The following is a 15,231-nucleotide window of genomic DNA, read 5'->3' as shown; positions in this document are numbered from 1 at the left end:
TAGAAATCGATAAGGAGAAAAAAATGACTGAGGAAATTAAGCAAGAAAAACGATTGGATTGGTTTTTAGTTGTTATCGCGATACTATCTGCATTTCTAAACTTTTTCAACGTATGGAATCAAAATAGCGATAATGCCTATTACACTGCTGCTGTTACGAGTATGCTGCAAAGTTTTCATAATTTCTTTTTTGCATCCTTTGATCCAGGTGGATTTGTTACAGTGGATAAACCACCTGTTTCGTTTTGGGTACAAACAGCATTTGCTTTTGTTTTTGGAGTTCATGGATGGAGCGTAGTTCTTCCTCAGGCTTTAGCCGGTGTAGGTTCTGTATTACTGGTGTATGTACTAGTGAAACGGTCTTTTGGAATAACTGCTGCTCAGTTAGCAGGTTTGGTTATGGCATGTTCACCAATCGCTGTTGTGATAAGTCGTACCAATAATATTGACAGTCTGTTAGTGTTTACACTTTTAGTAGGGGTTTGGATGTTGTTTAAGGGCATTCGTCTACAGAAAGTGTCTTGGATTCTAGGTGCTTTTGCTATGATCGGCGTCGGATTTAATATAAAAATGCTTCAAGCATATTTGGTAGTACCAGCATTTTATGTCTTTTATCTAATTGCTTTTAAGGCTGAATGGAAAAAGAGATTAACTGTTCTATTAACAGCAACAGTGATCATGATTGGAGTCTCCCTATCTTGGGCGATTGTCGTGGATTCTATTCCAGCAAAAGATCGGCCATACGTCGGGAGTAGTAAAACGAACTCTGTCTTAGAACTTGCCTTAGGTTACAATGGATTGTCTCGTTTGACTGGAAATCAAGGGAATGGACTAGGACAAACTCCTCCAACTCAGCAACCTCCAACCCAGCAACCAGCTGGAAATAACGTACCATCTATGACAGGTGGAGATGGAAATGCTGGATTGTTCGGCACTGGTTTCCCAGGACCACTTCGTCTATTCCAGAAGGAGCTTTCTGGTCAAATTAGTTGGCTAATACCATTTGTATTGTTTGGGTGTGTCGGTTTATTATCAGGTATTCGTCGAAAGCAGCCGTTAACGGATAAACAAAAGGAAACATTGTTCTGGTTAGCATGGTTAATTCCTGGAATGGTATTTTTCAGTGCAGCAGGATTTTTCCACCACTATTACTTGGTCATGCTCGCCCCACCAATTGCAGCCCTCGTGGGAACAGGATGGGTAGAGCTATGTAATCAGTACAAGAATAAAGTAGGATGGAAAACGTGGTTGTTGCCATCAGCAATTGTCGCTACAACTGCTTTTGAACTATATGTGCTTTGGCCATACCAAGAACAAATAGGCATAGTATGGTCCATCGTTATTGGTGTATTAGGCATAAGCATTTCATTGATTTTGTACTTTGCTAATAAACAACAAAAATGGAATTCTTGGGCTGCATTGGCGGGAATAATGGTTATGTTAATAGCTCCATTATATTGGTCTTCGATTGGATTAATGAGTGGTGTTAACAGTTTCTTGCCACAGTCTGGACCAAATAACATGGATCTTGCTAAAGGTAAGCCAGCGGGTGGTTCGATTCCGAACGGCAACGGTGGCAAAGGACCAGTAATCAATGGCCCTATCCCAAATGGAAGTGGTGGTCAAGGAGCTGGTCAAGGCCCAGCATTAAGTGGTCCTATTCCGAACGGCAACGGTGGACAAGGTCCAGTAATCAATGGTCCTACGCCAAACGGCAATAGTAGTCAAGGGTCTGGCAAAGGTCCAGCGGTAAGTGGTCCTGTTCTATATAGTAATGGTGGTCAAGGAGTTGGTAAAGGGATGAGCGGACCTGTCAATACGACGAATGGATCTGGTACTAGCGGCAATAGAGGTCCAAGTCTTTCCATAAGTGGTGGAGCAGTTGATGAGAAATTGCTTGCCTATGTAACCAAACATAATAAAGGTGAAAAGTTTCTGTTTGCGACGCCAGATTCACAGTTAGCTGCTCCCTATATCATAAAAACAGGTAAATCCGTTATGGCAATGGGTGGATTTACTGGATCAGATCCTATTCTGACAGTTGCCAAACTAAAAGAAATGATTAAAAATAAACAAGTAAAATATTTCATGATCCCTTCTGGTTTTTCTGGAAATGAAATATTGAACTGGATACAAAAAAACGGCCGGAAAATTCCTGGTAGTGAGTGGGGTTCAGCACAAGCTGATGGCCAAGCTCAAAACGAACTGTATGAGGTTAAAGGATAAAACATTCTGCGAATCCTATTGCAGACGAATATACATTTTAAAAACAGGATCTTATTATCCAGGTAAGATAACAGACATGAATAATGAAGAACTAACTTTCAGCACTCTCACAATTTGTGAATGAGTGCTTTTTTGTTTGTTTTGTGTCTGCCTTTATAGTTTCAGTTAATACTCAAGCAACATTCAGGATGGATTCAGTTAAGAGAGTTATTCTTAAAACAGTTAGCAAACAACTTCATAAATGCATCTAGAAAGAACCGAATGACACAGATAAAACAAAGCAAGAAAAACAAATGGATTAGATTTTGGTTTTTATTGCGATATTAATTGCATGTTTAAACCTCTTAAATAGTGATAATTCTGCTGTAATTTGGCTACAGAGGTGGAACTATGAAGTACTCCAATTGATACACTCACACAGGTACCAATCGCTAGTGGCAAACAAGTACCAAGGTGCAAAAAGTGAAGGACCAGATCAAGCAGATGTGTACCATATCAAATAATGTGAGAGGGAAGAAAAATGAAAACATCAGTACGTTACTCTGTTATCATTCCTGTTTTTAATGAGGAAGCAGTTGTCCAGGAGACGTATTATCGGCTTACTCAAGTGATGAAATCCGTCAATGAATCATATGAACTTCTCTTTGTAAATGATGGTAGCAAAGATCGAACAGCAGAAATCGTAGAGAGTTTGTTGCTTACGGATCAGTGTGTGAAATTACTCGATTTTTCACGAAATTTTGGTCATCAAATCGCAATCACTGCTGGTATGGATCATGCCTGTGGAGATGCGATCATCATTATCGATGCGGATCTACAAGACCCACCTGAACTAATTCCTCAAATGATTGAGAAATGGCAAAAAGGATATGAAGTTGTCTATGCCAAACGAGCCAAACGAAAGGGTGAAACATTCTTTAAGAAATGGACTGCTTCTTTATTTTATCGGACATTGGCAGCATTGACAGAAGGTAGTATTCCCCTTGATACAGGAGACTTTCGATTGATGGATCGAGCAGTGGTGCAGGCTTTGTCTTCAATCAGGGAGAAAAATCGATTTGTCCGTGGATTAGTAAGTTGGGTGGGATATCGACAAACTGCGATCGAGTATGTTCGGGAGGAGCGTTTTGCTGGGAAAACCAAGTATCCACTCAAGAAAATGCTCCGTTTCTCGATTGATGGGATTACTTCTTTTTCCTATAAGCCGTTGAAGTTAGCTACTTATCTTGGTTTTATTATTTCATTTATTAGCTTTACCTACCTGATTATTTCGCTTCTACAGAAACTTTTTTTCGCTGGTACTGTTGCCGGTTGGGCCTCCTTGATTGCCTGCGTATTGCTCCTAAACGGGATGACACTGATGTTATTAGGTGTTCTGGGCGAATATGTCGGCAGAATTTACGACGAGACAAAAAATCGACCACTCTATATTTTGCGAGATAAACAAAAAGCGGAGCATCCAACGTCCGATGAGGTGAACTGGAGTGCCCACCAGTAAAAACAAATTTATTCTCTTTTTGCGATTTTGCACCGTAGGTATTGGAAACACCATTATTGATTTTGTTGTTTTCTATTGCCTGATTCAAAGTGGTTTGCCCTATATAATCTCTCAGATTCTTTCTTATATAGCTGGAGTCTTGAATAGTTTTGTGTTTAATCGAGCTTGGACATTTCAGTAGAAAAGTAAAGCAAACATGCAAGAAATGATTAAATTTTTTGTTGTCAATGGTTTTGCTTTTCTCTTATCCGTTGGTTTGCTCACTTTATTTTATGATGTCTATCATTTTTCTCTTATGGTAAGCAAAGTCATCGCTTCGATAATTAGCATCAGTGTAGGTTTTATCGGAAGTCGTATTTGGGTTTTTTCCGAATGCCAAACAACAAGGAGTGATCGTAATGAAAATCAGAAAAGCAGTTATTCCAGCAGCAGGATTAGGCACGAGGTTTCTTCCTGCTACCAAAGCGCTACCAAAAGAGATGCTACCAATCGTTGATAAACCTGCAATTCAATATATTGTGGAAGAAGCAGTGCAAGCTGGAATCGAAAGCATCATTATTGTAACAGGTAGGAACAAGCGTTCCATTGAGGATCACTTTGATCGATCTATTGAGTTGGAACAGAATTTGCAAGATAAAGGGAAATCGGAAGTTTTACAAGAGTTACATGGAATCACCAATATGGCTTCGATTCATTACATTCGGCAAAAAAATCCTTTGGGTTTAGGACATGCCATCTTATGTGCAGAACATTTTATCGATGACGAGCCATTTGCTGTTCTATTGGGCGACGATATCATGGTTTCGAAAAAGCCAGCCTTACAACAAATCATGAATGTGTATGAAACATATCAAAACCCAGTAATTGGAGTAAAAACAGTACAACCAGCAGATGTAAATAAATATGGCATCATCGATGCATATCTGCAAAATGGAAGCGTGTATCAGGTTCGCGATCTAGTAGAGAAGCCGTCAATTGAAGCAGTGCCTTCTCAGATCGCCATCATGGGACGTTATATTTTAGAACCATCCATTTTCCCAATTTTGCAAACAATTGAAAGAGGTGCAGGCAACGAGATTCAATTGACCGATGCACTGCGAGTGTTACTAGAGAATGTGCCCATCCATGCATTGGAACTAGAGGGAGATCGTTATGATATAGGAGATAAACTAGGTTACTTACAAGCGAGTACGGAAATGGGATTACGGCGGAAAGAAATGCGAGAACCTTTACTCGCTTACTTGCAAAACGTACTAGAGAAAGAGTTGAAAAGGAGCGTTTATTGATGAAATCTGTATTGGTTACAGGAGGAGCAGGTTATATAGGAAGTCATACTGTTCAAGCGTTGGTTGCTCAAAATACAAATGTGGTCGTTTTGGATAATTTGACGACTGGTAATCGTGAAGCAGTGATGACGCCTCACTTTTATCAAGGTGATATTGCAGATGAACGATTGGTGCGTGAGATCATTCGCAAACACCAAATTGATGCAGTAATCCATTTTGCGGCAAAAAGCATCGTTTCGGAATCGATTCAAAATCCAGAGCTTTATTTTTACGAGAATACAGAAAAGTCATGTCATTTCTTTGAAACAGTCGTTAATGAGGGAGTAAAGCAGATTGTTTTTTCCTCCACAGCAGCAGTTTATGGAACAGCACAGGACAAACCCATTCCAGAGAATGAAGAAATAAAACCGATCAATCCATATGGAGAATCAAAGGCTAAGATTGAAAAATACTTACACCTAATGAGCACCGTTCATCCAATAAGATGGATCGCTTTACGCTATTTCAATGCTGCAGGTGCTTCACTTGATGGGACGATTGGAGAAGATCATCAACCTGAAAGCCACCTTATTCCACTTATTTTGCAAACGGTATTAGGAAAAAGGGAAGTTATCTCGATCTTTGGAGATGATTATCCTACCATGGATGGAACCTGTATACGTGACTATATTCATGTATTGGATTTAGCCCACGCTCATATTTTAGCTCTTCAATCATTACAAAAGGATCAACCTCTAAAACAAAACATTTATAATATTGGAACAGGTTTTGGTCACTCGGTGAAAGAAATTATTCAGACAACAGAACATATTACAGGCAAAAAGATAAAACAGAAAATAGAACAAAGAAGGATTGGTGATCCTCCTGTTTTGATTGCAGATAGCCGATACTTGCAAGAACATCTTGGATGGAAACCTAGATTTAGTGATCTGAAAACGATTATTGAGACAGCTTGGAAATGGTTTGAGGCTTATCCGAATGGTTATAAACAAAAAACTCGTGTTCAATAGGAGGGAGTTTTCATGGATTATCGCAAAGTATACAGACATTGGATAGAGCATGAATCTCTCGATCAAACACTGAAAAAACAGCTATTTGAATTGAATGGTTATGAGAAAGAAATCGAAGATTGTTTTTATACCTCTCTTTCATTTGGAACTGCGGGCATGCGCGGAATGATGGGTGTAGGGCCGAATCGGTTGAATAAGTATACAATTCGTAAAGCTGCCCAAGGATTGGCTCAATCTATTTCTAAATTAGGTAGGGAATATCAACAAAGGGGAGTAGTCATTGCTTATGATTCTAGGCATCAATCTTTTGATTTTGCCAAAGAAGCAGGACTTGTATTAGCGGCAAACGGAGTAAAAGCATTTGTCTTTCCAAGTTTATGCTCGACTCCAGAGCTGTCTTTTGCAGTTCGTCACCTACATGCAACTGCTGGGATTGTCATCACCGCAAGTCACAATCCTTCAATCTACAATGGGTTTAAGGTCTATGGGTCAGATGGTGCTCAGATTACTGCTGAGTTAGCAGAGCAGATCACGCAAGAAATATCCAAAGTTCCAGATGAATTACAAGTGAAAGTTGCTAATTGGAATAAAGCACAAGAACAGCAATTGTTTGTTTGGGTAGAGAGTGATGTAACCGAAGCCTATCAACAGAAATTGCATGCTATCGCCTTGCAACCTAAAGGGAGTAATCATGATTTCAAAGTGATCTATACACCTTTGCATGGAACAGGAAGTAAACCTGTTCAAAAAATACTTAACGACCGTGGTTTTAAGCAAGTATATACAGTGTTTGAACAAGATGTCCCAGATCCCAATTTCTCGACTGTCCTATCACCGAATCCAGAAGAGCCAGAAGCATTGAAAATGGCAGTCGAATTAGCACAGCAAAATGATGCAGATTTGGTTATAGGGACTGACCCCGATGCTGACCGAGTCGGGGTTTCCATAAGAGATAAAAGTGGTCAATGGATCGTTTTAACAGGAAATCAAGTAGGAGCACTGCTTTTGGATTATGTCTTATCCCAACGAAAAAAGCAAGGTATTCTTCCGGCCAATGGAGCGATGATTAAAACAATCGTAACTTCTGAAATGGGTAGAGCAATTGCTGATCAATATGGCATCGAAACTTGGGATACATTAACAGGATTCAAGTATATCGCAGAGAAGATAAAACACTGGGATGAAACGAAAGAATATCAATTTTTATTTGGCTATGAAGAAAGTGCAGGTTATCTTATCGGTGACTTTTGCAGAGATAAAGATGCTATCCAAACAAGTATGCTCATTGTAGAAATGAGTGCTTATTATAAGCACAAAGGCTTTAAATTGTATGAAATTCTGCTGAAGTTATATAAAAAAGTTGGATATTTCCAAGAAGATATGATTCCTATTACACTATCAGGGAAAATTGGACAGCAAAAAATAAATTATCTCATGGAATATCTACGATCAAACTTTCCTTCATCTATTTCAGGTTTAGCTGTGATGGAAAGAAAAGATTATATGCAAAATATAGAAGATTTACCGAAATCAAATGTACTAAAATTTGTATTAGAAGATGGCTCATGGTTTGTAGCTCGTCCATCGGGAACGGAGCCAAAGATGAAGTTTTACTTTGGGGTAAAAGATGTAAGTCTATCAAATACTAACAGAAAGCTAAAAATGTTTAAGACAATAGTAGGAGATTTACGAGAATTGCTAATAAACGAGGATTTGCTATTTTTATAAATTTGCTTTACTAGGGTAGAATCACATGCCCATATGTTACGCCGTACTTACGGAAGGGAACTTGTTTCCTCTGGAGTATGATCTTATTGGATAAGCTTCTAAAGAAGATGCACATATGAATGGATTATGGCATCGAGTATTCACTTGCATAGTAATTAATAGTGAAAACAGGACAATGTTATTACAGAAAAAGTCACCTTCCCTATATACATTTGACAGACCAAATTATGTGGATGTAGCTGTTGGTGGACATTATGTTGCAGATGAACGTATTGAGGATGGTGCAGCAGTCTGCCTAATTCCTAATGGCTGGAGTTTCTCAAATAAAACATAATACCTAGCTCTTCTTTGACTTCTCTTGCAACATTGTCTCCCGTTAGATCTTAAACAGGAAAAAGGAAATACAATGAATGAAATGGATACAATACACTCAATCATGGACTGAAAAATACTAGTTATTTTAGTTGGTTTTCCAAAAATCATATTTTATCTATGGAGAAGCTGGGAAGAAGCATAACAGAAAGCATCAATCAAAAAGAGAATTTCAAGGACAGAACAGTTGTTTATGGATGATACATTTTTAATATAGATTGAGCCATTTTTAAGATTTTATCTTTTAATTCTTTGGGTTCCATTACTTTTATCTGATCAGCAAAACCTAATAGATATCCTTTTGCTTCATTTTCTGTTTGAAACGTTAAATGAATGGGAATCCAGCCATTTTCCTTACAAACCCCGACTTTGGTAATTTGAACAAAACGTTCTGCAAAAGTGAGCCTATGATATATCGAAGAATGAGCCATTGCTTGTACTTCGTAAGTTGGTAGGTTCTTCAAAAAACTATTGGTTGAGTTTTCCCAGTAACAAGCGAGATCGAAGCTTGGAGGTCTTTGGAATGTTTCAGCTATTGGATTGGCTATTCGAATTCGTGAAACGCGATAGGATCGAATAGCTTCGTTTTTTTTGGAAGCAACGAAATACCAATTGCTTCCCTTGGCTACAAGACCCAAAGGACATACTATTTCTTCTGTCTTTTCTCCATTTGCTCGCTGGTATTGTATGTTTAGTTTGTTTTGTTTCCATATGGCTTTCTTAATGATTTCAAAAGCTGAGTTTTTTTCTTTTTTTCGCTTTCTCCATGTGCTTGTATCAATGTGAATACGATTCCAAACATCTGTTATACGCTCTTTATCCACAGGAAGAGAAGCAAGTAGTTTGTTTCTCGCATCTTGTGAGGTTTGAGTCAAACCCAGATCATCAAGCAAAGGTACAGAAGCAGGAAGTAATAAAGCTTGAATTTCTGCTTCTTTTAAACCAGTCAGACTTGTTCGATACCCCTCTAATAAAGACCAACCTCCATCTTTTCCACGATTTGCATAGACAGGAATTCCTGTTGCGCTTAATGCATCCATATCTCGATAAATAGTTCGTTGAGATACTTCCAATTTTTTTGCTAATTCACTGGCAGTAACTTTCCCATAGGATTGCAGTAATAAAAGTATGGATACAAGTCGATCACCTCTCACTCTATTATCCCTCCGTTATTTGCATTATATCAATGAAGAAAATTATAGTTCTTTCCATTGATATAATACTGGGCCTCATCCACTAAGGTTTTTTTCAGACATTAACGATATCCAGATGAGTTAGCAGGTTTACCTGCTTCCATCACTTCCATAATATATCTCCAAGCATCCGGACTAGAGCCATCTAGATCAGTAAATTTGTATATAGGAGCAAGTTGCCCGCTTGAAAGAGATTGTCCGTTCCATCTAGCTACATTAGGATCTTGGGCAAGTGACGCAACCGCTCGTCCTATATAACGAGGTGTTTCAGAGATAATAAAGTGAGGCTCTTGCTCTGTGGCTTCTTTCCAGTTGCCTTCTGTAACACTGAATTTTTCCAACATGATTTCTGACCGCAACCAACCTGGAGTAAGGGAAAGTGCAGTGCAATCATAAGGAGATATCTCATGTGCCATCGGTTACTTCTATGACTAATCCACCTTTGTTCTTTATTAGCAAAGGTAATGCAAAGTGGCTAGTAATTACATGAGTATCTATTGCCAGTCTTAACAACCTAAAACCGTTCTCAAGTGAGTGTTTCCACACGGGTTGGTTCCATTCAACTAAATACTCACCACCCCAAATATCATTGACAAGTATATCAAGTCTCCCCTGTTCTTTTTCGATTTTTGTTACTAGCGATTTTACTTGATGTGCATCTAAATGATCTACCTGTACTGCTATACCATGGCCGCCTGCTTGATTTACTAATCCCGCTGTCTCTTCAATGGTTTCTGGTCGGTTGTACTCTGATTTCTTTTTTTGGTTGTACGTCCTGTCACATAGACTGTAGCTCCCGCCGCACCTAATTCAATTGCTATTCCTCGTCCGGCTCCTCTAGTAGCTCCTGCAACTAAGGCCACTTTACCATTTAAAGGTTTCATATAACAACTATACTTCAGGTAATATGACATCCTTTGTCATATTACCATTGCTACAAAAAAAGGGCAGAAGTGTATGGGGAATCTTGAAAATAAGAAAGCAACTATTTGAAATTCAAATCATGGTAGAAAGATAGAGACAATGAACAAGGGGATGAAATGATGGATCATTTAAAAGAGAAAATAGCATTGGTAACAGGAGCGAGTAGAGGTATAGGACATTCGATAGCTTTATGATTAGCAAAAGACGGAGCAGATGTTATTGTCCACTATAGTAACAATCAAGAAAAAGCAAACCAATTGATAGAAGAAATTCAATTAATAGGTAGAAGAGCTCTAGCTATTTAGGCTGATTTGAGCAAAATGGAAGATGTGAATGGTTTATTCCATTCTTTGGACTCCATATTAAAAGAATGGGGTAAAACCCATTTTGATATACTTGTAAACAATGCAGGGATCAGACAAGAATCAACCATAGAAAGTATAACAGAGACTCTTACAATGAAGTGATGGATCTACATGTAAAAGCGCCTATCTTTCTTATTCAGAATTCGTTAACTCGTTTAAATGATGGTGGCAGGATTATAAATATCTCGTCCTCAGCTACTAGAATTGCTCTTCCGAATCTATTGGGGTATAGCGTATCAAAAGGTGCAATTAATACGCTCACCTATGTTTTAGCACAACAACTAGGGTCCAGAAAAATTACTGTCAATGCTATCTCACCAGGTTTTGTGAATACGGATATGAACGCTGCTGTTTTGAGTGATCCAAATGGGCGACAATTTGCTGCGAATCTCTCTGTTATGGGAAGATGGGCTGAAACGGATGATGTAGCGAATATTGCTGGATTTCTTGCTGGATCAGATGCAAGATGGGTGACAGGTCAATCCATTGATGCTAGTGGGGGATCTCGTTTGTAAAATAAGAAAAACCTGAGGGAAACAATCCCCCCAGGTTTTTCTTATTTTACTACCCCAACGGAATCATAAGCATTTTTTACTGACTTTACTTCGTTGGAATTTGCACCATACAAATCGGTGGTCGATTGAATTGCTGCATCACGCATATCAATGAATTGGGAATTGGAGGTTAAGTAACTGGTAAGGGCTCGATAGTAAATTGCTCTTGTTTTCACTCTTCCGATACCATTTATTGTTACTCCGTTGTGTTTTCCACCAGCGGCAATCAAATATGCAGCTTTGTTGTTGATTCCGCTATTGATGTGAACTCCACCATTATCTTCCCAACCAATATATCTGTCATCGTAATGGTCTGGCTGATTATATTTGGTTGGTTCAGACATGGATCGAAGTGCATCACCTGGTTTGTTTGGAGTATATACATCTTCACCTAGCAACCAGTTTTTATCATCAACCATTACACCCATTATATCTGACATCGATTCATTTAGAGCTCCGGATTCATTGCGGTATTGGAGATCTGCAGTATATTGCGTAACTGCATGTGTGATCTCGTGTGCGATAACATCCAAGGCACCAGCTAGGGATATAAATGTTTTTCCATCCCCATCTCCATAGATCATTTTTTCGCCATCCCAAGCTGCGTTATTCCATTTTTCACCAACATGTACATAGGATTTGATTTGAGTTCCATTGCCATCAAAGCTGTTTCGATTAAAATGTTTTTTATAAAAGTCATACGTTTTTTCTGCATATGCATGTGCGTCTATAGCAGAAGGATCACTAAATGTGGTTGTTTTACTAGATACTAATTTTCCGTTAATAATAGGGGAGTTTTCATTTTGGTTTTCTGCATCGAATGTGGAAATTTTACGAATCTGATCTTTCAGATAATACAAGCTTCCATCTTTGGTAATCTCAAACGTTTTTTTGTCACCTTTCACACCTTTTCCTTCACCAGTGATCTCATGAAGGATATTGATTTTATCCAATACTTTTCCGCTTTTTGCATCAATGAAGTATTGCCATACAGTTGGTTGAGGTCCTAAATAAGCCAGTTTCACTACATAAGCATAGGTGTGAGTTTGTTGATAGGGAAGAACAACTAACTCAGAGGTAGGTTGATATAGATACTGTTTCGCGTTTTTGACTTGCTTCTTAGAGATAGAAATCGCTTTTGTTGAAGAGATTAGCTTTGCTTGGGTGGCAGCAGGCAATTTAATATTAGGGATAACTTGTCCCAGATAACTAGTTACTGTATTAGCTTTGTCTGTATGAATGGTCTGTTCGGACCCGAATACAGGAATACCATGATGTATTTCTTGCAAACGATAGTGCGTCATACCCAATTCATCTGTATTTTTGCTTTTTAATTTAAAGTGATTTTGAGCTTGGTCAGTAAAGCGGAATAAATTTTTCCTCGCATTGAGATAATCCCAGACCAACTCATTAGGAGCTAAATGACGTTTGGATGAAGACCAATTTTCCTCAATAAAGGATGGGGTTTTGTAAACTGGGTGATAGCGAACATCAGGTGTTTCTTTTGCAGTTACAAAACCGGCAGAGGAAGTCAATGTCATAGCAGCAGCTAAACATGTTGTAAGTGAAGCAGAGAGCCAACGAAATTTCATGCATTCAACCCCTAATATTTTGTATTATTTTACAAATAAAGTATATCCGATTTAACTAACAATTTACAATGGTTTTATTATGTATAATTTTCAAATAGATAATCCAACCAAAAAAAAGATGCCAGTGTTACCACCAGCATCTTAATGATTTATTCATTATACAGATTCTGTTTGATTTTTTGTTACTGATGAAGTGGACTTAAAGCCGACAAACAATACTGATAACCCTACAAGAAAATGTACGATTTCAGTAGTTAGTGTAACTTCGATTAGCCCAAAAAGATTCGTCGTAAAAAGTCCAAGCACAGCTACTGCTGTATAAACAAAACCAAAGACAAGCGATACAATTTTACTCCATTGGAAGTTTCCACTAACAGCTAGGAAGAGAACCCCAGTAGCTAGGTGTACAATGTTGTGTGCGGTACTTAGGTGTAGCAATTCATGTATCGGACCAGTTGTCGGCAAAAAGAATCCAGCTCCACCTAATAAAAGAAAGATTGCTCCAAATACACGTAAGAACCCTTGAACCATAGAATAGACACCTCACTTTGATAATAGTAAATAAAATCAAACATAGTAAGATTTTACCATATAGTATATGCCGTAAACAAACTTTTTATAAAATTCTATTTATTAATATTTTTATTTAGATATCAATGCTAATTAGTTTACTTTTAACGCTCCTTTATACATGCCCATTCCACATGTGAATGTTATGATTCCGGTTTTTTCGGGAGTGAAGGATATAATGTTGTCACCTTCTTTTAATTCTTGATTTATTCGCAAATCTTGAATTATAAGATAAGATAAACAACCTGTATTGGATATTTTTTTGAAATTTAATTTCGTTGGTATACCTGCCTTAAGGGATATGGAGGAAGGAAAGTATCCGTTTGATCGGACTTGAATAACTGCCTCTTGGTATCCCTTTTTCTGAACACTACTGCTTAGGGTATTAGCATGTAAAGGGGATTCCAAACTTGATTGGAAAATTGCAAGAGATGCTAAAAAAGCACATGTAGGCAAAAAGAGATACCAAGAATATTTGGTTGTTTTTACATGTGAAGATGGAATGGAACGATGGATGAATTGAAACACGAGCAATGTAATGAAAGCAAACAGCAATGTAAAAAAACCAATGAATAAATGAGGTTTACTATTAGAGACCATTAATCCTGTCATCGGACCCATTAAACCACCCATAATACCAGCCAAAATACCATCCAATTGAGCTAAGATCCCAAATGGATAACCGATGATATAACCAATAAATATCCCAAGCACAATAGTATAAATGGTTGCTATCGTAGGATCGCTAATCACCTTTAAAGCAATCGTCATTCCAACAGTCAAAGATACCATCATTGCCATCGTCATGGCGATCATCATTCCACCCATAGAGGATAGACAATGTTTCCAAGTATAGACTTGATAACCAATAAATATAGTTATGAGTATCACGAAACAAACCATTAAACCTATAATCATTTTTCCCCTCCAAATTACTATTCTATCTATCTTTTCGACACGGATTGGAATATACCTATTGTATATACAAGTATTGGAAACATAATGTGGATTTCACTACTAGACTCTAAATGTTACAATATAGTTAACAAATAAATACATTTGCCAAAGGGTGATCTCCATGCCGAAATTTCTTTGTGTACAATGTGGGACCGAGTATGCTGAGTCTGTTTCCGAGCCGCATAAGTGTTTGATCTGCGAAGACGAGAGACAGTTTGTGAGATGGGATGGACAAGAATGGACGACGCTATCCTTGATGAAAGAGGATGGATTTAAAGTGGTTCCGTTTGAAGAAGAGCCAGGTTTATGGGGATTGAAATTGAACAAACCATTTGGAATAGGGCAGAGAGCTTTGTTAGTCCCTGGTGAAAAAGGTAATATTTTGTGGGATTGTATACCTTATATCGATGAACAAACTATCCAAGCTGTAAAAGACTTAGGTGGTTTGGAAGCTATTGCGATTTCTCATCCTCATTACTATTCTACCATGGTTGAATGGGCAGATGCTTTTGACGTTCCGATTTACTTACATGCATCAGATGCAGAGTGGCATATGCGATCAAGTGAAAAAATCACCCTTTGGGAAGGAGAAAGTTTTTCCTTAACGCCTGAGATTGAACTCATACATTTAGGCGGACATTTTGATGGAGCTACTGTACTTTTGTGGACTCAAGGAGCAGAAGGTAGGGGTAGTTTGTTAACGGGTGATGTGATTCAAGTGAATCCAGATAGACATTCCCTTAGTTTTATGTTTAGCTATCCCAATCATATTCCGTTATCATGTAATACAATTAAAAGGATAATAGCCAAAATAGAAACATATGACTTTGATCGGATTCATGGAGCTTTTAGAGAAAGGTTCATATGGGAGAATGCAAAAGAAAGAATAAAGGCATCTGCCAAGCGTTATAAAAAATACTTAGAAGCGTAATAGTAGCCAATACCACCAATACTCTT

The 15,231-nt window shown here is 38.1% G+C and carries 11 protein-coding genes and 3 pseudogenes; 9 read left to right on the top strand and 5 right to left on the bottom strand.

From position 1 onward, the window contains the following. Positions 1 to 23 precede the first annotated feature (23 nt). From A3GQ_RS0111845 to A3GQ_RS24220, 7 genes and pseudogenes are all read left to right on the top strand, one after another. Positions 24 to 2,225, top strand: a complete 2,202-nt coding sequence (locus A3GQ_RS0111845) for an ArnT family glycosyltransferase (protein WP_037464801.1) — start codon at positions 24 to 26, stop codon at positions 2,223 to 2,225. Between the two features lie 520 nt (positions 2,226 to 2,745). Then, positions 2,746 to 3,723 carry a glycosyltransferase family 2 protein gene (locus A3GQ_RS0111840; protein ID WP_028777234.1) on the top strand — a complete coding sequence of 326 codons (978 nt, stop codon included), beginning with the start codon at positions 2,746 to 2,748 and terminating at the stop codon, positions 3,721 to 3,723. Beyond that, positions 3,710 to 4,219, top strand: a pseudogene (locus A3GQ_RS26260) (GtrA family protein). The gene A3GQ_RS0111840 and the pseudogene A3GQ_RS26260 overlap by 14 nt, the downstream one beginning before the upstream one ends. Beyond that, positions 4,122 to 5,009 (top strand): UTP--glucose-1-phosphate uridylyltransferase GalU, encoded by an 888-nt coding sequence (gene galU / locus A3GQ_RS0111835; RefSeq protein WP_028777233.1) that lies wholly within the window; start codon positions 4,122 to 4,124, stop codon positions 5,007 to 5,009. Before A3GQ_RS26260 ends, galU begins: the two are co-directional and overlap by 98 nt. Further along, positions 5,009 to 6,019, top strand: a complete 1,011-nt coding sequence (gene galE / locus A3GQ_RS0111830) for a UDP-glucose 4-epimerase GalE (RefSeq protein WP_028777232.1) — start codon at positions 5,009 to 5,011, stop codon at positions 6,017 to 6,019. Before galU ends, galE begins: the two co-directional genes overlap by 1 nt. A 12-nt stretch (positions 6,020 to 6,031) precedes the next feature. Beyond that, positions 6,032 to 7,747 (top strand): phospho-sugar mutase, encoded by a 1,716-nt coding sequence (locus tag A3GQ_RS0111825; RefSeq protein WP_028777231.1) that lies wholly within the window; start codon positions 6,032 to 6,034, stop codon positions 7,745 to 7,747. A 115-nt stretch (positions 7,748 to 7,862) separates the two neighbouring features. Next, a complete protein-coding gene (locus tag A3GQ_RS24220; RefSeq protein ID WP_028777230.1) occupies positions 7,863 to 8,081 on the top strand; it encodes an NUDIX hydrolase in 219 nt (72 codons plus the stop codon). Positions 8,082 to 8,310: 229 nt separating this feature from the next. On the opposite strand, the gene A3GQ_RS0111815 is transcribed toward A3GQ_RS24220, so the two are convergent. Both A3GQ_RS0111815 and A3GQ_RS24215 read right to left on the bottom strand, forming a co-directional pair. Continuing rightward, positions 8,311 to 9,273, bottom strand: a complete 963-nt coding sequence (locus A3GQ_RS0111815) for a helix-turn-helix transcriptional regulator (RefSeq protein WP_028777229.1) — start codon at positions 9,271 to 9,273, stop codon at positions 8,311 to 8,313. Positions 9,274 to 9,374: 101 nt separating this feature from the next. Next, a pseudogene (locus A3GQ_RS24215) lies at positions 9,375 to 10,196 on the bottom strand (SDR family oxidoreductase). A gap of 159 nt (positions 10,197 to 10,355) precedes the next feature. On the opposite strand from A3GQ_RS24215, the pseudogene A3GQ_RS24210 reads away from it, so the two are divergent. Beyond that, positions 10,356 to 11,116: pseudogene (locus A3GQ_RS24210) on the top strand (SDR family NAD(P)-dependent oxidoreductase). A 41-nt stretch (positions 11,117 to 11,157) separates the two neighbouring features. On the opposite strand, the gene A3GQ_RS0111800 reads toward A3GQ_RS24210, so the two are convergent. The 3 genes from A3GQ_RS0111800 to A3GQ_RS28030 all read right to left on the bottom strand — a co-directional run bounded on the left by A3GQ_RS0111800 (position 11,158) and on the right by A3GQ_RS28030 (position 14,235). Further along, the gene (locus A3GQ_RS0111800) at positions 11,158 to 12,747 is read right to left on the bottom strand and encodes a M4 family metallopeptidase (protein WP_028777228.1); all 1,590 of its coding nucleotides are present in this window, start codon (positions 12,745 to 12,747) and stop codon (positions 11,158 to 11,160) included. 156 nt (positions 12,748 to 12,903) lie between these two features. Then, positions 12,904 to 13,278 carry a DUF4383 domain-containing protein gene (locus tag A3GQ_RS0111795; RefSeq protein WP_028777227.1) on the bottom strand — a complete coding sequence of 125 codons (375 nt, stop codon included), beginning with the start codon at positions 13,276 to 13,278 and terminating at the stop codon, positions 12,904 to 12,906. A 132-nt stretch (positions 13,279 to 13,410) separates the two neighbouring features. Beyond that, positions 13,411 to 14,235 carry a cupredoxin domain-containing protein gene (locus tag A3GQ_RS28030; protein ID WP_245596777.1) on the bottom strand — a complete coding sequence of 275 codons (825 nt, stop codon included), beginning with the start codon at positions 14,233 to 14,235 and terminating at the stop codon, positions 13,411 to 13,413. Between the two features lie 160 nt (positions 14,236 to 14,395). Between A3GQ_RS28030 and A3GQ_RS0111785 the strand changes: the two genes are divergently transcribed. After that, complete coding sequence (locus A3GQ_RS0111785; protein WP_028777225.1) at positions 14,396 to 15,205, top strand: MBL fold metallo-hydrolase; 810 nt, start codon at positions 14,396 to 14,398, stop codon at positions 15,203 to 15,205. The last annotated feature ends 26 nt before the right edge of the window (positions 15,206 to 15,231 follow it).

The organism is Shimazuella kribbensis DSM 45090 (genome assembly GCF_000428065.1).
Classification (GTDB): domain Bacteria; phylum Bacillota; class Bacilli; order Thermoactinomycetales; family Thermoactinomycetaceae; genus Shimazuella; species Shimazuella kribbensis.
This window is presented reverse-complemented; position numbering and strand designations above follow the sequence as displayed.

Bases quoted from the DNA above. Each gene is read 5' to 3' on its own strand.
- galU (WP_028777233.1), top strand. From the start codon at position 4,122: ATGAAAATCAGAAAAGCAGTTATTCCAGCAGCAGGATTAGGCACGAGG.
- A3GQ_RS0111845 (WP_037464801.1), top strand. From the start codon at position 24: ATGACTGAGGAAATTAAGCAAGAAAAACGATTGGATTGGTTTTTAGTT.
- A3GQ_RS28030 (WP_245596777.1), bottom strand. From the start codon at position 14,235: ATGATTATAGGTTTAATGGTTTGTTTCGTGATACTCATAACTATATTT.
- A3GQ_RS0111840 (WP_028777234.1), top strand. From the start codon at position 2,746: ATGAAAACATCAGTACGTTACTCTGTTATCATTCCTGTTTTTAATGAG.
- A3GQ_RS0111785 (WP_028777225.1), top strand. From the start codon at position 14,396: ATGCCGAAATTTCTTTGTGTACAATGTGGGACCGAGTATGCTGAGTCT.
- A3GQ_RS24220 (WP_028777230.1), top strand. From the start codon at position 7,863: ATGAATGGATTATGGCATCGAGTATTCACTTGCATAGTAATTAATAGT.
- galE (WP_028777232.1), top strand. From the start codon at position 5,009: ATGAAATCTGTATTGGTTACAGGAGGAGCAGGTTATATAGGAAGTCAT.
- A3GQ_RS0111825 (WP_028777231.1), top strand. From the start codon at position 6,032: ATGGATTATCGCAAAGTATACAGACATTGGATAGAGCATGAATCTCTC.
- A3GQ_RS0111800 (WP_028777228.1), bottom strand. From the start codon at position 12,747: ATGAAATTTCGTTGGCTCTCTGCTTCACTTACAACATGTTTAGCTGCT.
- A3GQ_RS0111795 (WP_028777227.1), bottom strand. From the start codon at position 13,278: ATGGTTCAAGGGTTCTTACGTGTATTTGGAGCAATCTTTCTTTTATTA.